The organism is Photorhabdus khanii NC19 (assembly GCF_000517265.1).
Taxonomy (GTDB): domain Bacteria; phylum Pseudomonadota; class Gammaproteobacteria; order Enterobacterales; family Enterobacteriaceae; genus Photorhabdus; species Photorhabdus khanii.
The window spans coordinates 798,732-819,385 of the sequence record NZ_AYSJ01000002.1; the positions used below are offsets into that span (position 1 = coordinate 798,732).

21 protein-coding genes and 3 pseudogenes are annotated in these 20,654 nt (G+C 41.1%); 13 read left to right on the forward strand and 11 right to left on the reverse strand.

Features of this window, described 5'->3' with window-relative positions; genetic code table 11:
• The first annotated feature begins 37 nt into the window (after positions 1-37).
• Both PTE_RS03635 and PTE_RS03640 read left to right on the forward strand, forming a co-directional pair.
• On the forward strand, positions 38-673 hold the full coding sequence (locus PTE_RS03635; protein WP_051477126.1) for a hypothetical protein: 636 nt from the start codon (positions 38-40) through the stop codon (positions 671-673).
• The gene (locus PTE_RS03640) at positions 666-1,334 is read left to right on the forward strand and encodes an RES family NAD+ phosphorylase (protein ID WP_036843243.1); all 669 of its coding nucleotides are present in this window, start codon (positions 666-668) and stop codon (positions 1,332-1,334) included. Before PTE_RS03635 ends, PTE_RS03640 begins: the two co-directional genes overlap by 8 nt.
• 30 nt (positions 1,335-1,364) lie before the next feature.
• Here PTE_RS03640 and PTE_RS23235 read toward each other — a convergent pair.
• Positions 1,365-1,442 (reverse strand): annotated as a pseudogene (locus tag PTE_RS23235) (transposase); the annotation flags it as partial.
• Between the two features lie 5 nt (positions 1,443-1,447).
• On the opposite strand from PTE_RS23235, the pseudogene PTE_RS24820 reads away from it, so the two are divergent.
• A pseudogene (locus PTE_RS24820) lies at positions 1,448-1,564 on the forward strand (zinc ribbon domain-containing protein); the annotation flags it as partial.
• 43 nt (positions 1,565-1,607) lie between these two features.
• Here the strand turns inward: PTE_RS24820 and PTE_RS03645 are convergent.
• The 3 genes and pseudogenes from PTE_RS03645 to PTE_RS23250 all read right to left on the reverse strand — a co-directional run.
• Positions 1,608-3,056 carry a flavin-containing monooxygenase gene (locus PTE_RS03645; RefSeq protein WP_036843244.1) on the reverse strand — a complete coding sequence of 483 codons (1,449 nt, stop codon included), beginning with the start codon at positions 3,054-3,056 and terminating at the stop codon, positions 1,608-1,610.
• A 519-nt stretch (positions 3,057-3,575) separates the two neighbouring features.
• Positions 3,576-3,728 (reverse strand): Hok/Gef family protein, encoded by a 153-nt coding sequence (locus tag PTE_RS23245; RefSeq protein ID WP_070974790.1) that lies wholly within the window; start codon positions 3,726-3,728, stop codon positions 3,576-3,578.
• Between the two features lie 251 nt (positions 3,729-3,979).
• A pseudogene (locus tag PTE_RS23250) lies at positions 3,980-4,222 on the reverse strand (antibiotic biosynthesis monooxygenase); the annotation flags it as partial.
• 340 nt (positions 4,223-4,562) lie between these two features.
• Here PTE_RS23250 and PTE_RS03655 point away from each other — a divergent pair.
• From PTE_RS03655 to PTE_RS03665, 3 genes are read left to right on the forward strand one after another with little or no spacing between them, the layout of a single operon-like run.
• The gene (locus PTE_RS03655; RefSeq protein ID WP_245218985.1) at positions 4,563-5,270 is read left to right on the forward strand and encodes a DUF4225 domain-containing protein; all 708 of its coding nucleotides are present in this window, start codon (positions 4,563-4,565) and stop codon (positions 5,268-5,270) included.
• Positions 5,263-5,631: a hypothetical protein gene (locus PTE_RS03660; RefSeq protein WP_036843246.1), complete on the forward strand. Its 369-nt coding sequence runs from the start codon at positions 5,263-5,265 to the stop codon at positions 5,629-5,631. Before PTE_RS03655 ends, PTE_RS03660 begins: the two co-directional genes overlap by 8 nt.
• The gene (locus PTE_RS03665; protein ID WP_036843247.1) at positions 5,624-5,974 is read left to right on the forward strand and encodes a hypothetical protein; all 351 of its coding nucleotides are present in this window, start codon (positions 5,624-5,626) and stop codon (positions 5,972-5,974) included. Before PTE_RS03660 ends, PTE_RS03665 begins: the two co-directional genes overlap by 8 nt.
• An 84-nt stretch (positions 5,975-6,058) precedes the next feature.
• On the opposite strand, the gene PTE_RS03670 is transcribed toward PTE_RS03665, so the two are convergent.
• The 7 genes from PTE_RS03670 to lsrA all read right to left on the reverse strand — a co-directional run bounded on the left by PTE_RS03670 (position 6,059) and on the right by lsrA (position 12,883).
• The gene (locus PTE_RS03670) at positions 6,059-6,538 is read right to left on the reverse strand and encodes an Hcp family type VI secretion system effector (RefSeq protein WP_036843248.1); all 480 of its coding nucleotides are present in this window, start codon (positions 6,536-6,538) and stop codon (positions 6,059-6,061) included.
• 463 nt (positions 6,539-7,001) lie between these two features.
• Positions 7,002-7,301: a (4S)-4-hydroxy-5-phosphonooxypentane-2,3-dione isomerase gene (gene lsrG / locus PTE_RS03675; RefSeq protein ID WP_036843249.1), complete on the reverse strand. Its 300-nt coding sequence runs from the start codon at positions 7,299-7,301 to the stop codon at positions 7,002-7,004.
• An 11-nt stretch (positions 7,302-7,312) separates the two neighbouring features.
• The gene (gene lsrF / locus PTE_RS03680; protein WP_036843251.1) at positions 7,313-8,188 is read right to left on the reverse strand and encodes a 3-hydroxy-5-phosphonooxypentane-2,4-dione thiolase; all 876 of its coding nucleotides are present in this window, start codon (positions 8,186-8,188) and stop codon (positions 7,313-7,315) included.
• 68 nt (positions 8,189-8,256) lie between these two features.
• Complete coding sequence (gene lsrB / locus PTE_RS24825; RefSeq protein WP_036843253.1) at positions 8,257-9,276, reverse strand: autoinducer 2 ABC transporter substrate-binding protein LsrB; 1,020 nt, start codon at positions 9,274-9,276, stop codon at positions 8,257-8,259.
• A 48-nt stretch (positions 9,277-9,324) separates the two neighbouring features.
• The gene (gene lsrD, locus PTE_RS24830) at positions 9,325-10,326 is read right to left on the reverse strand and encodes an autoinducer 2 ABC transporter permease LsrD (RefSeq protein WP_036843255.1); all 1,002 of its coding nucleotides are present in this window, start codon (positions 10,324-10,326) and stop codon (positions 9,325-9,327) included.
• Positions 10,326-11,327, reverse strand: a complete 1,002-nt coding sequence (gene lsrC / locus PTE_RS03695) for an autoinducer 2 ABC transporter permease LsrC (RefSeq protein WP_036843257.1) — start codon at positions 11,325-11,327, stop codon at positions 10,326-10,328. The genes lsrD and lsrC overlap by 1 nt, the downstream gene beginning before the upstream one ends.
• The gene (lsrA, locus tag PTE_RS03700) at positions 11,321-12,883 is read right to left on the reverse strand and encodes an autoinducer 2 ABC transporter ATP-binding protein LsrA (protein WP_036843258.1); all 1,563 of its coding nucleotides are present in this window, start codon (positions 12,881-12,883) and stop codon (positions 11,321-11,323) included. The genes lsrC and lsrA overlap by 7 nt, the downstream gene beginning before the upstream one ends.
• 229 nt (positions 12,884-13,112) lie before the next feature.
• Between lsrA and lsrR the strand changes: the two genes are divergently transcribed.
• The 7 genes from lsrR to PTE_RS03730 all read left to right on the forward strand — a co-directional run bounded on the left by lsrR (position 13,113) and on the right by PTE_RS03730 (position 20,006).
• Positions 13,113-14,114 carry a transcriptional regulator LsrR gene (gene lsrR / locus PTE_RS03705; protein ID WP_152962307.1) on the forward strand — a complete coding sequence of 334 codons (1,002 nt, stop codon included), beginning with the start codon at positions 13,113-13,115 and terminating at the stop codon, positions 14,112-14,114.
• Between the two features lie 87 nt (positions 14,115-14,201).
• Complete coding sequence (gene lsrK / locus PTE_RS03710; protein WP_036843261.1) at positions 14,202-15,794, forward strand: autoinducer-2 kinase; 1,593 nt, start codon at positions 14,202-14,204, stop codon at positions 15,792-15,794.
• A 335-nt stretch (positions 15,795-16,129) separates the two neighbouring features.
• Complete coding sequence (locus tag PTE_RS03715; protein ID WP_036843263.1) at positions 16,130-16,312, forward strand: thiamine pyrophosphate-dependent enzyme; 183 nt, start codon at positions 16,130-16,132, stop codon at positions 16,310-16,312.
• Positions 16,313-16,359: 47 nt separating this feature from the next.
• On the forward strand, positions 16,360-17,823 hold the full coding sequence (locus PTE_RS03720; RefSeq protein ID WP_036843264.1) for a nucleotidyltransferase domain-containing protein: 1,464 nt from the start codon (positions 16,360-16,362) through the stop codon (positions 17,821-17,823).
• A gap of 164 nt (positions 17,824-17,987) precedes the next feature.
• Positions 17,988-18,287, forward strand: a complete 300-nt coding sequence (locus PTE_RS03725) for a citrate/2-methylcitrate synthase (RefSeq protein WP_036843265.1) — start codon at positions 17,988-17,990, stop codon at positions 18,285-18,287.
• On the forward strand, positions 18,265-18,498 hold the full coding sequence (locus PTE_RS26920; protein WP_081738137.1) for a hypothetical protein: 234 nt from the start codon (positions 18,265-18,267) through the stop codon (positions 18,496-18,498). The genes PTE_RS03725 and PTE_RS26920 overlap by 23 nt, the downstream gene beginning before the upstream one ends.
• Positions 18,499-18,683: 185 nt before the next feature.
• Positions 18,684-20,006, forward strand: a complete 1,323-nt coding sequence (locus tag PTE_RS03730; protein WP_036843266.1) for an MFS transporter — start codon at positions 18,684-18,686, stop codon at positions 20,004-20,006.
• The last annotated feature ends 648 nt before the right edge of the window (positions 20,007-20,654 follow it).

Below are 20,654 nucleotides of genomic sequence, written 5' to 3' on the forward strand. Positions count from 1 at the left end.
AACCAGAATGTATTCGTCCGCTAAGGTGAAGAAATCAATGGAAGTAGAAACATTGAGTGGATCTGAACTCATCGATCGTAAGATTGATAAAGATGCTGAATATTTAGTTATCAAACTGGATCGTAACATAGCTAGTACTTCTGAATACAGTAAAGCCTTATATGTTGCAGTAAACGCCGCAGTTGCGACGGTGAATTCTATTGCTATTTGTGACGATAAGGCAGATAACTCTGTCAGGAAACTATCATCTGAACATAAGCAGGATCGTGACACTCGTTTTTCAGCACGCCGAAAGGCTTTAAAGGAATCAATTCTATCAGATTCAATCTGGTTAACCTCAGTGGCTATTTCAGATGGGTATGGGTTTAAATCCAGCAATAAGAGTGCAGGGCCGAACAGATGGAAAAACAGTAATAAGATTTTTGCGATTACGATTGATGGTAAAGATTATTTTCCTCAATATGCCTTGAATGAAGATTTTAAGCCTCTTGATATTGTTAAGAAAATAATCACGTTATTTGGTGATAAAAAGACTTCTTGGGGATTAGCTGTTTGGTTTGGTTCAAATAATAGTTGGTTAGGTAATAAAAAACCCAAGGAAGTCCTGAGAACAATGCCAGAGCAAGTCCTTATTGCTGCTAGGGGAGAACTGGAAAGAGGTGTTCATGGTTAAGAAAAAAGATCATGAATTACAAGGAACTCTAGAATTTCCAGAAAGATTGAGTATAAGTAATTATTGTATCTGGAAAGCAGGAAAGCCTATTTATCGTCTTCACCATGAGGCACTTTCTGCTGTTCAGTTTAATCCTGGTTATGGCTCAGGGCGGTTTAATCCGATAAAAGCAACGGGGACATTGTATGGTGCTGGGGATTTTGGTACAGCTGCGATGGAAACACTTTTTCACGATGTTGGATCGCCTTCAGAGGGGCTGCCATTTGATTATGAGGGCCTTAACCAAAAAGTATACTCAGTTATTGAACCAGTCACAGATTTAGTTTTAGTTGAATTAAGTGCCAGAACATTAAGACGATGGGGGTTTACCAAATCACAGGTAATTGATTCTACAGCAGATAAATACCCTTTTACGCAACGGTTAGCTGCTAAAATCCATAACCAACACTTTGAAGCTCAGGGTTTACAGTGGTCTTCTAAGCAGGACGATGGAATAGCCGTCATGTTGTTCGAGGATCGTGTAAATAAAAATAGTTTATCCGTTATTATCGAGTCAAAATCTGTTTCTGAATCAGAAAGCGCTATGGAAGACATTGAAACTATTATTGATGATCTTGCTATGGTGCCAATAAATATAGGTGGTGGTGATCCTGATGATTAGTCAATTCGTTATATCAGTGTTAAATTATCGGGCTTTTAGATTGTTGACCATGACACTGACAGCTAATTTCGGTGGATAGGTTACCAGCAGGTGCACATGATCAGCTTCTTTTCTGGCACTGCCTTGAATGCGGTATTGAACATGATAGAGACATCAATGCCGCATTAAATATCAAACAGCAGGGCATAAACGCATTAAAAGCGGCGGGACTCGTCGTTTCTGCCCACTGAGGTTTGTGTCAGACTCGTCAAGAACGTGACAGGGTGGATGCGGTTATGTCCATTTCAACGCGGCATCATCGATAGGCTGTCCCAAAACTTGTTGATCTTTTTTGTAATCATGTGGAACCTGCCAGGTTGAGCTGCGTCCCTGACGAGGAAGAGAATCCCCTGCACGTTTTATATAACCGGATTTTAAAGCACCAAAAATATTTTCGTCTTCCAGCATTTCACCCGGTTGAGCATATGGTGTCACAACCGTCGCACCGCGACGCTCCATCTCGTTCAACAAACGGCAGATGTATTCCGCCGATAGATCAACTTTCAACGTCCAAGCGTTATTGATATAACCAAACAGACAGGCAAAATTGGGGATATTTTGTATCAACGTTCCCTTATAGAGCATTCGATCATGACTTTGTTGTTTTTGCCCATCAATAGAGAGTTCAATTCCACCAATAAAATGTAATTTCAGCCCGGTCGCTGTAACAATAATATCCGTAGGTAATTCTTTGCCGGATTGTAATAAGATACCGTTTTCAGTTATGCGTTCAATATGGTCAGTAACGATAGATGCTTTACCTTCTTTTAATACCTTAAATAGGTTACTACTGGGAATAAAACACAGACGTTCATCCCATGGCATATACTTTGGAGTAAAGTGCTTCATGTCAAAGTCTGGGCCGACACGTTTGCGAGCTGACGCCAGCAAAAACGATTTCAATAAGTTAGGTAAATGTCGACTCGTTTTATAAAGTAAACGGTACAGAAAGAGATTGCGATTTCTACTCAATGTGTAAATCCAGCGCTGGGGAATAATGCCTTTGCAGTATTCTGCTATCTTATCTCTTCCTGGTATTGAAAGAACATAACTCGGGGAGCGCTGTAACATCGTGATATGTTCAGTATCATTTGCCATAGCAGGAAGTAAAGTGACTGCTGTTGCGCCGCTACCAATGACAACAACCCGCTTGCCTTTATAATTCAATCCTTCAGGCCAGTGTTGAGGGTGAATTACCGGGCCTTTGAAATCGTCAATGCCGGGGAATTCAGGTAAATAAGGTTCATCATAGTTGTAATAACCTGTTGCAGCGACGAGAAAATCACAGGTGAATTGCCGGGTTTCACCACTGATTTCGTCAATCGCGGTAACGGTCCACTGGCGAGTCGCATTTGACCAGTCAGTCTGCGTGATTTTTATCCCAAACTGTATTTTCTTATCAATTTCATACTCTTTTGCTGTTGCATGGATATAACTTTTAATTGAAGGCCCATCTGCAAAAATACTGGTGTCTGTCCAAGGACGGAATTTATAGCCATAGCTCATCATATCTGAATCTGAGCGAATGCCCGGATAGCGAAATAAATCCCAGGTACCGCCTATTGTATGGCGACGATCTAAGATAATAAATTTCTTATCAGGACATTTCTTTGTTAAATGACATGCTACACCAATGCCAGCAATACCCGCGCCAATAATCAAAACATCATAATGGTTATTCATTGTTATCTCTCCCACAAGGTCATCTTTTGATGAGATCAATATCCCGCAGTCAAGTTATGTTATTTTTTATTCAGTGGGATTTCCACTGTTAGAAACAGTGATTATTTTGGTTGAAATAATCTAGGTTCATTTTACAATATCTTTCTGATGTTAGAAGCGTAAGTGATTTTCTTTTCGAAACGAATGAATTAATAAGAAGCGTTAATTAAGAGGTAGGAATAAATTGCTTGCCTGTTGATGGTGGGGCTCAAATTTTTGCCGGTATTGGGGTGTGCGTGGCTTCTCTTGGTTACGATTATAGTTCAATTAGTTATGGTGTTATGTTTTTTTAAATATAATTCCAGCCCTCCATTTGAACTTATCCGATAAAGATCAATAAAACAATCCAATAATTCATTATTAGCAATTGCAACACCGAATAAAGGCGTTGATGTATTAACAGGTTTGTTAATTTGGGTGCTAGAAGCCTTATCCGACAACGATAACCACCGAAAGGGCAGGGAGAACCCTGCCCCACGGTTAGCTTCTAACTTCGTAGTTCAGAAACGCCGCGAACTCCATGTTTGCTTGTTGAATGCGGATCTCACACAGTGAGTCGCGTACAAGCCAAGTAAACGCTAACAGTGTCAAACAGACCACTACCAGGCCATACAGCAACAGTTTTCGTGACATTTTCTTGCCCTTACGAAGTTAAGAGGCTAAGATTATGTTGTTCGGACATAACATTAAGCCTCAAATTGATTGAAAGATCATTTGGGGCTTTTTGCTGTCTGCAACTTACCGAGGCTTGAAGCAGACGGCTTCAAGCACCCGACCTAATTCTAACAGAAGAGCCGGATTTTTCGGCTTTTTTCTTTAATTCTGTGAGCGGGCTCATTGGAAGCGAAGTTATAATTCAACGATGTTGCACTTATTATGTGAATCTACCATTTCACTTCTGGCACCACACCAATAAAAGAGGTTTTCTTCCTTGGTTTGGGTATCAGGGGTTCAAACTCTTCAACACATTTCAGATAATGGAGTGTTTTTTTATGTGCATTGGCAGCTTTCTCATCGATATATGCTTCATAAATATAGAAGCGGGTAGGAATATTTTCATCCCGTAATACATCAAAACGTAAATTACCTTCTTCCTGGATTGAGCCAAGACGATTTAATAGAAGAACTCAATAAATATTAGAGAGAATTCTATTGAATTTATCCTGCTTATTTTTTTCACCCAAAAACAACTCATAGGCTTTGCTGGTATTTTCATTCTAGTGTATTTTGTCAGCAGGAAAACCTATTGATTGTTTATTTATTGTGGTTTAATAATGTTGGTTATCCACTGGAATCTATAATCAGCACCCACGGATTCAGGGTTTACAGTGATTTTTTAAACAAGATGGTGGAACGATGCACGTGTTGTTTGAGGATCGTATAAGTTAGAATTAACGAGTTTAGAGGTTAAAATGGTATTTTCATCAAAGCATCATAGTTGTTTAGAGGCAAAAATTAGAGAGTTAAATGAAATATCATCCAGGCTCAATTTACGATATCTTTCTGATGTTAGAAGCAAAAACGTTTTTTTTTCGGAATGAACTAATAAGAAAGGTTAATCACGAGGTAGGCTCAAATTGCTTGTCTGTTGATGGGGGTATTGAAATCATTCAAAGTGAAATAGATAATCTGAAGAAACAGGAATTTGACCTGCGAATAAACGATAGCCAGCAATATCTGATTGTTCAAAAAGAAAAAAATGGTGAAAGAATCAATTTATTTTTGAAACAAGTTGGTTTTGTTAGTGGTGGTTCTCAAATTTTTGCCGGTATTGGGGTGTGCGTGGCCTCCCTCGGTGCAGCTTGTGCGGGTTTTGGTGTTCCATTATTAGTGCAAGGAGGAAATAATGTTTATGAGAATGGGTATTACCTGTTATTAAGAAAAGAGGTTTCAGGTCCGGCAAGAGGTGTTTATTGTGATGTGGCTAAAACACTTGGTTATAGTGAAGCTGATGGTGATATGGTTTATGGCTATGTAGATCTGGGGTTGTCTGGGTACGGAATGGTAAGATCTATTGTGAGGCCTGGGACTTTTCGTCTATTTAGATATATTAAATCTGATTATATCAGAGGGTGGCAAGAGATGGGGAAAGTACCTTTGATTGCTGAAATTATCGGTGATGCTGTGACTGGTTTCAGTATTTATTCGATTTCTAATGGTGAAAAAAATGAATGATAATGTGACATTATCATATTATAATTTCTTTTTTGTTATTATTTATTACATAATGTCTATTTTCGTATTTATTATGCTTTTTAAGCTAAGAGGGTACGTAAGGGTCCATACTCAAGCAGTGCTTTTTACTATTTTCCTTATAGCTGTTGATACTGTTCAATATAATATTGCAGTAAATGGTGGGGTGCTGATGTATATATTTCCACATTATTTTAGTATTTACGATTACGATTCAATTTTTTATGGGGCTTTGTTTTTTTTAGTTATATATTCTTGTCTTTTACCTGTGAGTAAATCTTATTGTGATACATCTGATGCAGAGGAAGAAGAAAGTAAGAGTAATGGTGAAAAAAATGAATAATGATGTGACATTGTCATATTACAATATCTTTTTTGTTATTGTTTATTACACAATATCTTTTTTAGTATTTATTATACTTTTTAAGCTGAGAGGATACGTAAAGATTTATATTCAAGCAGTGTTTTTTTCTATTATTCTTTCAGTTTTTACTTTTATTCAATATACTATTTTAGTAAATGGTGGAGTGCTGATATATATATTTCCACGTTATTTTAGTATCTATAATTATGATTCAATTACTTATGGTGCTTTGTTCTTTTTTATTTCGTATTCCTGTCTGATGCCCGTGAGTAAGTTTTATCGTGAAGAAAAGGAAGAACAAAAAGAAGGTAAAAAGGATTGAGATTTACTTAGTGGTTTACAAAGTGCAGCCTATTTTCAAGTTGTAAAACCCCACCTCCTAAATAAGTGGGGATTTTATTAGGTATTAATATACCGTATCTTCCCATATACTATAACCACTCGTCCCTGCGATAACATGGCTCCATGTTATGCTTTTATATATTAATGATAATGTTTCTTGAGGTTGCTGATCATTATGTTCTAAAGAGTTAGGATGGAGGACACTGTATTCCAATATTTTAGCCCCGATGAGCTTTAATTTAAAATATAATTCCAGTCCTCCAATTGAACTTATCCGATAAAGATCAATAAAGCAATCCAATAATTCATTATTGGAAATTGCAACACCTAATAAAGGCGTTGATTTATCGACAGGCTTTTTAATTATCACCGGTTGATGATTGACATTTTTCTTACGCAACATTGAGTGGCTTAAACTGTAAACCAAAATTTCATCCTGATGATTCGCCTGGTATTTATTACCAATTGAGTCAAGTGACGAGCAACCAGCGGAAATTAATCCCTGATCCTTCCCTTTTATTGTTAAATAAATTAAGTCAGCCACAATATGTTTACTCCTGTGTCATTTGTATGAATGGTATATGTAAGAAAGTAGTTTGATTTTTAGCTTCATCTCTTTTTCTAACTTCCATCATGCTATCAAAAGGTCAAACGTAGGTATGTCTGCCTGTTTGGAAAGCACTTTGAAGTATTCTGATTTAGTATCTTCTAATGAGGAGAATGTTGATCAAGACTCTTTCCATTCCTCAAAAATAGCGTAATCTGAGTAAAAGTCAACCATTTGAATTAATTTATAGGCAATGATTCATTAGCGATATCGGTATTGCTAATATGATATTCAGTAATGTTGGCTTTGGTACTTGGATATTCTGTTAGGCGTTATTGCTCATTGATTTTACTGATCGGCAAGAAAAACGCAGGAATAGAATCCCCGGGTGGGATATCCCCTCCCGGGTTTTTCAGCAAATTATAAACAGCATTATCTTTTATCGTTATATTGATGTTATTTATTTTATTTCTGGCATCACACCAATAAAAGAGGTTTTCTTCCTTGGCTCAGATATCAGGGATGCAAGCTCTTCAACACATTTTAGATAATGAGGTGTTTTTTTATGTGCATTGGCAGCCTCTTCATCGACATACGCTTCATAAATATAAAAACGGGTAGGAATATTTTCATCCCGTAATACATCAAAGCGCAAATTACCTTCTTCCTGAATTGAACCCAGATGATTGAAGCGGAAAACTTCAAGAAACTTATCTAATTTGTCCTGTTTAACATTAATTTCAACCATAGTTACGTGCATCTCAATTCTCCTTACCCTTTTTCACTTAAAAACAGCTCATAAGCTTTACTGGCATTTTCATTCTGGTGTACGACCGCGTGAACGGCTTTCAACATAGCAACCGGTGCTTCGGATTGGAAAATATTGCGTCCCATATCGACACCCGCGGCGCCTTGATCAATTGCCTGATAACACATCTCCAGCGCCTCTTTTTCTGGCAGCTTTTTACCACCAGCGATCACAATAGGTACCGGGCATCCGCTGGCAATACGTTCAAAGCCAGTATCGACATAGTAAGTTTTGATAATTTGCGCGCCCATTTCGGCAGCAATGCGGGTCGCCAGAGAAAAATAACGTTGATCCCGAACCATATCCTTGCCAACGCCGGTGACTGCCATAGTTGGCATCCCGTTACGCATTCCCTGATCGACTAACTTGATAATATTTTTGATCGACTGATGCTCATGTTCAGAGCCGATATACACCTGAGCGGCTACCGCACAGACATTCAGGCGTAAAGCGTCTTCCATAGCGACAGCGACTGCTTCATTGGATAATTCCGTCAGAATCGAGTTGGCACCGGAAGCACGTAAAACCACCGGTTTATTGGTTGCGGGCGGAACCTGACTGCGAAGAATACCGCGGGTACACATCAATACATCAGTATGCGGAAACAACGGCGCAATATTGATATCAATGCGCTCAAGGCCAGTTGTTGGCCCCTGAAAGTAACCGTGGTCGAAAGCCAGCATAACCGTTCGATTGGTTTTGGGATTGAAAATACGTGATAGCCGTGATTGCATTCCCCAATCAAGTGCGCCGCAACCTTTCAGTTCAAATAAACTGTTCTTTTGCGGGACATCAAGACCAAAATCTTTACCATCTTTAATATCGTCTAAATCTGCCATTTTTCCTCTCCTAACTAGCTTACACTGGGCCAGCAACCCTTAATGGCGGAGATTGCCGGGCAGTAGAATTAGAAATCGTACTGATTGATATTGTCTTTGGTGAAAATCACCCGTTCAGGTAAAACAACAATACCGTTTCCTTTGGCTTCATAGCTGTAGCCTTGAATGCTGTTTGGTGCAACTGCGACGGTGCCAATATCAGGAATATCGAGTTTATCGCCGACATTTAAATCACCTTTCCTGAGTAATTCGTTGGCGACATGGATTGAAATCTTGCCTTGACTCACAACATCCCATAGCCCAAATTGTTTCACGGTGCCGCGTTCAAGATAGGGGCGCATGACATTGGGGGTACTGAAACCCACTATCGCAACATCTTGTCGTTTCAGATTTTCCGCAGCCTGTGCAGCCGCAGGTAGGGCGTTGGCATCCGGAGCAATAATTGCATCCAGATCACTCCAGGCGTTTAAAATCCCTTCTGCAGTTTGTAAGGATTTCGTGGCATCGTTATAACCAAACTGAGTGGTAACAATTTCCCAACCTGGGTGCTCTGCGGCAATTTTATCTTTGGCTTGTTTTACCCATTGGTTTTGGTCGGTGACTGTTGGGCTGGAGTAAAAAAACGCAACTTTGGCCTGCTCTTTTTTCACCTGATTAGCGGTCATATCAACCAGCATTCCGCCTAATTGATTTGGTGTTCCCTGATTGATATAGATAGAACGGCATTCCGGTGAAGTGTCTGAATCCCAGGTCAGGATTTTCACTCCCCGTTTCATTGCCCGTTTTAGTGCAGGGCACAAGCCTTCCGGTGAAACTGCAGACACCACAATAGCGTCATAGCCTTGGTTGACGAAATTATTGATAAGCTGGACCTGTCCGGCAACACTGGGCTCTGTTGGTCCATCATAGGTCACACTGACACCTAGTGTTTTTCCGGCGGCTACGGCTCCCTGACCTCCACTGGTAAAAAAGCCGACACCGACCAGTTTAGGGATAAAAGCGATTCTTTCAGCTGCATGTACCCAAGAGGTGCAAGCCAGACTTAATACACTGATCAGCGCCAGTTTTTTCAGGATTGGTGCTTTCATTACTTTCTCCTATTGTTGGGTTTCCGCATGACGTTACCTCTGTAGAGATCAGGAAGGTAATTTCTGATTTCGTCGGCGTTGCATCCAGCCACGGATTTGGTGACGATGTAAACTGATTGAACGGCCTACTACCGCAATAATCAGCAGTGCGCCGGAAAGGGCGCTGGATATCTGGTTCGGTATACCGATCATCTGTAACCCCTGTTGCAAATAACCGATTAACAGCATAGCCAGTGCTGTACCGATAATTGAGCCCGAACCGCCGTAAATATTGGCCCCACCTAATACGACGGCGGTGATTGCCGGCATCAGAAATGACGAACCAAGATCAGAACGCGCCGATCCAAAATAGGAAACCAGCACAATAGCGGCGATAGCGGCGGCGATACCAGTCAGGGAATAGATAAAATACAGGGTTCGGGCAACCGGAATGGCGGTATAGTAGGCAGCTTTGTTGTTTTGACCAATCAGAAAAATGTTGCGTCCACTGTGAGTACGATGCATGAAAAGCCAGAAAACCAGTACACAGATGATAAACATAGCTAATGGTACAGGCAGGCCTAATAAAGTCAGATTGGCGAAGTCAGTGAATGCCTGTGGAAAGCCGCCAATCCCTTCATAACCTGTAGCGCCGAAAATACCGGAAAGCAGAAGCGCACTGCCACCAAACAGGTACAGAGTACCGAGCGTAATAACCAGGGGGTTAACGCCGGTATATAAAATCAGCGCTGCATTGATTATGCCACACATTGCACCGACCATCAGCGTCAGGGGAATGGCTGCGGCCATCGGGATATCCGCCTGATTCATCACACCCAGCGATATTGCACACAGGCCAATTGTCGAACCGAATGAGATATCAATACCACCACTGACGATAACCATAGTCAGTGGCAGGGCAACAATGCCGATACAGATAAAATCACTGGTACTGAATAACAGTATATTGATATCCAACATGCGTGGGTTTGCTATACCAAATAACAAAATTTCCATAACCAGTAATACGGCTAAGGCGAATTCCCAGCCATAACGCTGACCGATATTCATTATGTCACCTGATTATTTTTGTCATTTTTGAGGAAACGGGCATATTTCTGCTGGCGGATATTCTTCTCAATCGCACAACGCAGGCGTCCGTCAAAAACCAGCACGGCCAGCAGAACAAATCCGGCAATAAAATCGTTCCACCAGGCAGGAAGTTTTAGCAGCACTAATCCGCTGTTTATCTGGGTCAGGAAAAATGCACCTAAAATAGCGCCAATCACCGAACCTGTCCCGCCGAGCAAACTAATACCGCCCAGCACACAAGCCGCGATAGCTTTCATTTCCAGCCCATTACCGGTTTGATTGGGGATAAAACCAATCTGGGAAGCAAAAACAATCCCGGCCAGAGCCGCCATAACACCGTTAACTGAAAAAGCGATAATCCGGATGCTGTTTGTACGGACACCAAGCTGGCGTGCGCCTTGCAGGTTGTCACCTGTTGCGTAAAAGCCACGGCCGAAAGCGGTTTTTGCCAGGATCCAGGCCATTGCCAGTACCAAAATCATTAACAACCAGCCGATGGGCGAGATATTCAGCCATAGCGGTGCGGAAAGACTTTTCAGTTCATCAGGCAGACCTTCAATCCATTTACCATCGGTGAGTAATAGCATGAATCCACGGTAAAGCCCCAGCGTGCCAAGGGTGGCAACAATGGCGGGAATTTTTAGCCAGGTGACCAACACGCCGTTAAACAACCCGGCACACATACCGAGCAGAAGAGTGAACAAACAGGAAACGGGCAAACTGAATCCCGCATTCAGTGACATCCCCATGATAACCGCGCATAAGCCGGTAATGGAGCCGACAGAAACATCAATATTGCGGGTCAGCATGACCAATGTTGCACCCATTGCAAGCAGGATAAGGATCTGCGCACTGCTGAAAATCAGGGTGACGGTTTGCAAACTAAAGTATTGCCGGTCGATAACGCCCAGTAAGCCAAACAGGGCAAGAATGGCGATTAATGCGGTTATTTCGCGGTTGTTCTGGATAAATTTCAACATGATGCCGCCTTATCTGTTTTTATGGTGGAGACAGCCTGCTGTGATTTATGTTCACCAAAGGCGATATGCATAATGGTATCGACATCTATTTGTTGTTTAGTCAACTCGCCATTGATTTCTCCCTGATGCATCACTAATACCCGATCTGCCATCTGAACCACCTCATCCAGATCGGATGAAATGAAAATAATCGCCACCTGTTGCTGGGCGATATTATGAATCAGTTGGTAAATATCGTTGCGTGCCGCGATATCCACGCCACGTGTGGGTTCATCAATAATAAGTACTGCGGGGTGAGCTTCGAGGCATTTAGCAATCAGAATCTTCTGCTGATTACCTCCGGACAGGGTTTTGACTGGCTGATTGATATGGCTAAATTTGATATTCAAAGCTTGACGATAGCGTTCAACGACGGTGGCGTCATAAGTAGGGTGTACCCAAAATGTACGGTTGTTATGGGTTAACGAGCAGATATTCCAGCTTAGGGATGAATCCGGAAATAACCCTGATGATTGTCGATCCTCTGGCAAATAGACTAACCCCTGTTTCAGACGCTGAACAGTTTTTAGCCTGGTAATTGGACACTGTTTTAATTTGATTTCGCCAGATAGCACAGGACGCAGGCCATAAAGTGTTTCGGCTAATTCTGTACGACCCGCACCGACAACACCGGCCAAACCCAAAATTTCGCCGGGTTTCACTGATAACGTGATATTGCGGAAACCTTCGCCATTCAGGTCAGTCACTGTCAATACAGGTAAATCAGATGAGGTCTTTTGCGGGTTATCGTTCAGCTCTGACCACCGCTTTTCTGTGTCGGTTAAGGGTTTATTTTTCGCTGCGGGTGTAATAGCCCGAATGATGTCATCCGTGGTGTAATCACAGGTTTTACCACTCAGCGCAATGCCACCGTCACGCATGACACTCACCTGATCCGCCAACTGGTGAATTTCAGGGATTTTGTGAGAAATAAAAATAATGCCGACGCTTTGCTGCTGTAGTTCACGGAGCTGGGTAAATAAGCGTTCGGTTTCCGCCGGTGTCAGGGAGGCAGTAGGTTCATCGAGAATTAAAACGTTTGAATTACGTATCAGGCCACGCATAACTTCTACCAGTTGCTGATCGGCAACATTGAGGCTGCCTGCATTGGCATTGAGATCTAATTGACAGCCAAGTAATTCCAGCAAATGTTTCATTCTGGCTTTATCTGCCTGATGCTTGGGCAAACGAAACAGGATATTTTCCTGTACAGACAAATTAGGAAACAGCAATGGTTCCTGTGGTATCAGATAAATACCAAGTTGATGTGCTTTGGTGGGATTGAGATGGCTAACATTATTGCCGTCAATCTTGATAGATCCTTTATCCGGTTGTTCTATACCGGCAATGATCTTCATCAGTGTTGATTTGCCTGCACCATTACCCCCTAACAGAGCATGTATCTGCCCTGGAAGCAGAGTAAAATCAATATGTTTTAGTACCATTACGCCGGAAAACTGCTTACTGATGCCACTGACTTCTAATAGCGGTGGTACTGCGGTGTTGTTATGTAACATCGCGGCATCCTCTTAATGCAGGTGCTGAGGCAAAAAAATGAACATTTATGTAAATAAAAAACAATTGTTCAACATGGTAGCTGTTAAATTATGATATTGGCACTATTTAGATCACATTTTGTGAAAAAATTAGATCTGCGCAATATTATGTTCAAATTTTTACGGTAAGACTCTGGCGTGTTATACGTTTTAATGGTTATCTGTTGAGTGCGGATAAAAGAAAGTGGTTATGTCGATAAAATCAGCGAAAGAAAAATCAGTTAAAGAGAAAAATGTGTCGTCCGAAGACACCTATCCGGGTAATAGCATGAGTGAAGAAGAGCTGCTTGCGCGTATTGCATGGTTTTACTATCACGATGGCCTGACACAGGGGGACATCGGCGATCTGTTGGGTTTGAGCCGGTTAAAAGTTTCCAGATTACTGGAAAAAGGGCGGCAGTCAGGTGTGATTCGGGTACAAATTAACTCCCGTTATGAGGGGTGTCTGGAACTGGAAGATACCCTGCAAAAACATTTCTCTTTGAAACAGGTGCGCGTTTTACCTGCACTGGCTGATATGAATCTTAATGCCAGATTGGGGGTTGGGGCGGCCCATTTGCTGATGGTGTTGATTGAACCACAGCAATTACTGGCAGTCGGGTTTGGTGAAACCACCATGTGCACATTGCAGCATTTAAGTGGTTTTATCTCATCACAACAAATCAGGCTAGTCACATTGTCCGGTGGGGTCGGTCCTTATATGACTGGCATCGGCCAGCTGGATGCCGCCTGTCCAATCAGTATTATCCCCACACCACTGCGTGCTTCGACTGCGCAGGTAGCCGAAACATTCCGTCAGGAGAGCAGCGTCCGTGATGTGCTGTTGGCAGCTTGCGCGGCTGATGTGGCTATCGTTGGTATCGGCGCAGTTAATCAGAAACAGCAGGCGACAATTATGCGTTCTGGCTATATCAGCGGTGGTGAACAACTGATGTTTGGCCGGAAAGGTGCGGTGGGCGATATCCTTGGTTATTTTATGCAAGCAGATGGTCAATTGGTGGAAAATATGCAGATTCATCAAGAGCTTATTGGTATCTCTATGCCGGAACTGAAAACGATTCCGACGGTTATCGGTGTTGCGGGAGGAGAGGACAAAGCGGAAGCCATTGTTGCTGCACTTAATGGTCAATATATCAATGCGCTGGTGACGGAAGAACAGACCGCCAGAGCGATGCTGAATTTGCTGCGCTGAATCCACATTCAATCTATCCGTGAATAAACAGAAAAAATTTGAGGTAAGGCTATAAGTTCAAAAAGTCATTAAATTGAGGATAGCATCATGAATCAACGCCGTAGTGTTAATCCATCGGGAAAATATCTGATGGCGCTTGATGCAGGAACAGGGAGCGTTCGTGCAGTAATATTTGATCTTGAAGGGAATCAGATAGCCGCAGGGCAGGCTGAATGGATACATCAGCCTGTACCTGATGTACCGGGTTCAATGGAGTTTGATTTAGTGAAGAACTGGCAACTGGCTTGCCAGTGTATCCGCCAGGCACTGAAAACGGCGGAATTGCCCGCCAGTGCTATCCAGGGGGTGGCGTCCTGCTCTATGCGGGAAGGGATTGTGCTTTATGACAGCAACGGTGAGCCGATCTGGGCCTGTGCTAATGTAGATGCGCGTTCCAGTCGTGAAGTGAGCGAGTTGAAAGCGCTGTATAACAATACTTTTGAATATGATGTTTATCAGTGTTCAGGGCAAACGTTAGCGCTGGGGGCGATGCCTCGTCTGTTATGGCTTGCGCATCACCGCCCGGATATTTACCGTCAGGCAGCCGCTTTAACGATGATCAGTGATTGGCTGGCAAATATGCTCAGTGGTGAATTGGCAGTCGATCCCTCTAATGCCGGTACCACAGGAATGCTGGATTTGGTGAGCCGTGACTGGCGTCCCAACCTGCTTGAGATGGCCGGTTTGCGTTCTGATATTCTTTCTCCGGTAAAAGAGACAGGCACCCTGTTAGGTTACATCACTGAAAAAGCTGCTTCTCAATGCGGGCTTAATATTGGAACACCGGTCATTATGGGTGGAGGTGATGTACAGCTCGGTTGTCTTGGCTTAGGGGTTGTCAAGCCTGCCCAAACCGCGGTTCTTGGTGGTACGTTTTGGCAGCAGGTTGTCAATTTACCAGAGCCGGTCACTGACCCGAATATGAATACCCGGATAAACCCGCATGTTATTCCCGGTATGGTTCAGGCGGAATCCATCAGTTTCTTTACCGGTTTGACAATGCGTTGGTTTAGGGATGCATTTTGCGCGGAAGAGAAATTATTGGCGGAGCGTCTTGGCGTTGATACATATAACTTACTGGAAGATATGGCCGCCAGAGTACCCGCCGGCGCTTATGGCGTCATGCCGATTTTTTCTGACGTGATGCGGTTTAAAGCCTGGTATCACGCGGCACCTTCTTTTATTAACCTTTCTATAGATCCTGAGAAATGCAATAAAGCGACATTATTCCGTGCATTGGAAGAAAATGCGGCGATTGTCTCGGCCTGTAATCTGGATCTGATTTCTGCATTTTCGGCTGTTAAACCGGATTCACTGGTATTTGCTGGCGGTGGTTCGAAAGGAAAATTGTGGAGCCAGATTTTATCTGATGTGACAGGGCTGCCGGTTCGGGTGCCGATGGTCAAAGAGTCTACCGCTTTGGGATGTGCTATTGCTGCTGGCGTGGGGGTTGGGCTTTATGATGCCATGAGCGCGACAGGGGAAAAACTGGTGCGTTGGCAACATGAATATCAGCCAAATCCTGAACATTATGAAGTGTATCAAAAGGCTAAAGAGAACTGGCAGGCGATATATGCCGATCAGTTAACTTTGGTCGATCATGGTTTGACAACTTCATTATGGAAGGCGCCGGGATTATAACTTGCAATGAGTTGATCTACCGTATTGCTGGGTGTGCTTGCGTCGATATGCGCTTTGTGCACCAAGTATTCTCTGATACCTGAAAATGTGTGATGTTGTGGTAATGGTTTGAGATAACGGTGAATTTTGTGTTCTTTGGGCACCCTCCAGATAGCTGGAAAAGTGTCGGCTATTCTTAAATTTTCTCCCATTGCTTAGAACAATTATCAGGGTTGAGGGGCCACGGGTCTATGCCCGGCGACTGTTGCTGACGAAATATATCTCCATCCCGGTCAATCAGCACATTGTTTTTCATCGGTCATCAAGGCTTACACAGTGAAGAACCGGTAAAAGGTATGACGGAGCTAGGACCGGTTCAATTTCATCTATTGGCGAATGCTAACGGTATGAAATCTGCTTTTCTCAAGAATCCAGAAGAACTTCCGAAAGTTTTGGAACAAGCATATCTTCTTAATGAACCATTTTTAATTGAGATCTCTGTTGTTTATGACTATAACCTATTAAAACATGTAGCTTGATTCGATTCATGATTTATAGACTTGATATTCTTATAGGGTAAATTTATATGAACGCAAGAACTGACTATTTTATTCAGTCCGCATTAGAGGTTTTTGCAGAGAATCTCCTCGGTATTGTGGAAACTGATTCATATCTCCGCCAACCTGATTATTCTTCTCGGTGTGTGAGGCATTTCTACGTGATTGTACCTGATAATTTCGTCACAGGTTGCATTGCATCACTAAGATACCTTCAGGCGGAGTTTTTTGAGTTTACCTTAAATTATCTTACTATTAGTGAGTTATCATATTATCCGCCTCATTGTATGTGGCAATTTACTAAAAATTCTTGGCTCTTACGGTCGGAAAAAATCAATGATGTGATATTCCCTAATATCAAAGGGAATCTTGATATATATAGACAAGCAGTCTTTAGTGTTGCTCATATTGCGCGTCTTTATTACCTCAGAAACTTGACGCCAAAGACTCACGTTTGGGGAGTACGCCAGCTTGGGTGGGCAATGCGTTACGCTGAATTGGGGCTATATCGTTTGCTCGAATCGACGGAACTATCCTGTATTCACAAAAATAGTGCGTATGCTTTGAAAGCACCAACAGAAGACCTTAATTGGTTGATCACTTGCAATACATCCTGGCAAAAGTTCGAAGAAGAACTTTTGTCCAATATTAATGTTTTTCGTGATTCAGCGGCACGGTTAAGTGGAATCGCGGAGTACTATTCGACATTATTGCAGCACTTGTACCCGGAGACACGTATTGTTCCAGCACATGGTAAAGTAGACGATCTTCTTTCATTACAACCCCTCATTGATCAAGTGATTATTCTCTTAAGGCAGTTTATTGGAGATAGATTATTAGCCTTTTATCTCCATGGTAGTGCTGCCCGAGGTGATATGCGAAGTGGTTCAGATATAGACTCTATTGCTATCGTGGATGAAGTTGATACGGTTGTTCTTGAAGCAATCCGCTCAACTCAATCTAGGTTTAAGGATTTATCCATCTCCGTATATAGCGCATCGAATGTTCACCAATATCCTAGTTTCAGAGCATATGCGCTCATTAATGGAACTAAGCGTGTTTATGGCAATCTCGCTTTAGAAATGAAACCATCATTGAAAAGCGATATATATGGTATTATTAACAACCTATTTACTATAAGGCAAATAGCTCGTGCTTATCTGGTTTCTGGTACATATGGACATCGGGCACATTATATGCTTGGACTGATGATGAAACTCACTGATCATGGTTGTTTGCGCCCTTTACAAACCCTAAAAAGTGGTTTCTATCCAACTAAAAAAACTCAGGTTTTGGAATACTACAGAGACAACGAAATTCTCACCGACATTATTAAATATACCCAAAACCTAAAAGAAGATGAGAACACGCTAAAGCAAAAATTGCTTATTGGAAGTCGAACTGAATTAGAAAGCTTATTTTATTCATTACTTGACGCATGTGAAATAGTGGCAGAGAAACTAAACATGGTACAAGTCGAGAAGTCAATTTGATAGACGGCATGACCCTAGTTCTCTCAGCTATAAATATTACGATGAGTAAGACATTAATTCGTATCTAAACATAGTCATTAGCTAGTGCAATAATTTAATTATTGTAATCCTATTTATACCAATGTGTCAGTTTAATGCACATATTTTATTAAGAGGAATGAAGCATGACGTCTAAAATATTGGAAAGATCAATTAACGAATTTTTTGAAGTACAACAATTATCAGACCAAACTATTCTCAAGCCAAATCGAAAAGTAAAGATGAAGATCCTAGATGAAGGTTTAATGCAAACAGCCATATGTAGAAGTAATGTAGGCCGAATCGATGAAAAAGAGTTGAAGCTTGAGTACCGAGGACATAATGTCCGAGATTTAGCAAATAACTATCCTTTTAGTGATGTTGTTTATCTTCTGATTACTTATTGTCTATTCTCACCGTGGCGTGTTTCTAAATGCCATTTCTAATGTTTTAGATTGGGATATACCAAAGCAACCGACGTTCTTATGGACATTACCAATGTTTCATTGTAATGGGTGGTGTTTTCCGTGGGCTATCACTGCTCGGGGAGGTACACACATTTGTATGCGCAAGAAGCGGTATGGTTCAGGCGGAATCCATCAGTTTCTTTCAATTCTTATCTTTCTGTTCGAGATATATCCGATAATCTTGTGGTAACATTTATCCTGAAAGACTTCTATTGATTGATGTTAATGTCTTTAATGTCAGATTTCTGGTTAGTTGATACAGTAATAAATTGAAAATAATAACGTCAATTATATTTTTCATAGTAATAATATGAGCATAAATAAAATTAACACAGAAAACATTAAAACAGTTTTCTTTACGATTGGTGATTCAAGATGAATAGCACTAAAACAATCAATATCCAAGATGTTATTAATAATCAAAAACTTTCGAAAGTGCAATGGCAAGTATTAATTCTCTGTTTCTTAGTTGTTGTTATTGATGGTTTTGACACTGTATTAATGGGATATATTGCACCGGCAGTGATAAATGATTTTAAAGTAGAAGGTGCTATTCTTGGTCCGACTATGAGCGCTGCCCTTTTTGGATTATCGTTGGGTTCGATTTTTTCTGGCCCACTTGCCGATCGGTTTGGTCGAAAGTCAGTGCTGACAACGTCAGTCACTGTTTTTGGCCTATTTAGTCTTGCCACAGCTTTAGCAGGTTCAATACAGACATTAACTATTTTGCGTTTTTTGACTGGGTTAGGTCTTGGTGCAGCAATGTCAAATGCAGTAACTCTAATGTCTGAATATGCACCAGAGCATCGGAGATCGTTGTTAATAAATATCGTTTTTTGTGGTTTTCCTCTTGGCGCAGCAGTAGGGGGGATAGTGTCTGCATGGATTATTCCACATTTTGGTTGGCAGGGAGTTCTAATTTTAGGGGGGATTTTGCCATTACTTCTATCTTTATTTCTCTTTTCTTTATTACCTGAGTCACTTAGGTATTTGGCTTTTAAAAGGGGGGCGGAAGGTAATATAAGGCGGATTTTGTCTAAAATGACCAACAATCCTTTAAATGATATAAACAAGTTTGCTTTTGATGAAGAAGAAATTATACATAAGTCGTCAGTCAAAGCGGTTTTATCCAATCGATTCTTACTTGGGACTAGCATGTTATGGACAACCTATTTCATGGGAGCATTGGTTTTTTATGTTCTGACAAGTTGGCTGCCGTTTTTAATGAACGATGTTGGTTTCAGTATTAGCATGGCGGCAACACTGACAGCGTTATTTCCTTTGGGGGGCGTAATAAGCGCTGTTTTTTCCGGTTGGTTAATGGATCGAATTAATCCTCATAAGGTAGTAGCAACTCATTATATATTAACGGGTATTTTGGTTTTCTTTATTGGTCAGGGAGAAAATATATTATTACTGAGTATTTTTATATTTCTTGCAGGGATAGCAATGAATGGTGCTCAGGCATCAATGGGGGCCATCTCCGCACAATTTTATCCGACTCATTGTCGGGCAACGGGTGTTGCCTGGATGTTAGGATTTGGAAGGTTCGGCGGGATTTGCGGTGCTTTATTTGGAGCAGAATTGATTAAGCTTGAATTAAATCATAGCAGTATTTTTGCAATTTTATCCATTCCCGCTATTTTAGCTGCTTTAGCATTGACATTTAAAGATGTGAGTTATAGAAGGCGTAAATAGATAACTTTATAAAGGGGTTATAAATATAACGGGTGGTTAATATATCCAGAAAAGCTAATGTTGATCAATTAAAATCTGACAACTTGAGGGAGGTGTTTGAATAAATAATCATCTATTTCTTGGTGATAATCGTGGGAGGATGGTAATGATATTTTTCTGTGGAGTCTGGATTGATATTAATGGTGTTTTTTTCTATTTAAAATAATGTGTTATGAATTGTTTTAACCTGATTTTGTATTGTTTTATAACTGATAATTTATGGATATTTATTTTTTAATAGGTTGAATTTATGGTTGAGATATTTTTTCATTATTGTAGTGGACAGGTTATGTCATAATGGATTATCAAAATAATTTTTTATAATTTATTTATCTTTTTTAAATTCTTAATTTGTTTTTAATAATTTCAATTAGAGACTAATAGACAGTGTATAAAATACAGTGTTGATTTGGCATTGATATATAATTAATCCAGTCAACTGTTCCATTTTTCATTATGTAATTCAGCATCAGCCAATAAAAATTGTAGCAAATTCGTAGAGCGTATCTAAAAAATAGGAATGAAAAAGGAATATCTTACTTTGGAGCATAAGATAGGCTATCTATTCCCTTGTCGGGAAAAATAGCGTCGAAAAATTATTAATTGGTA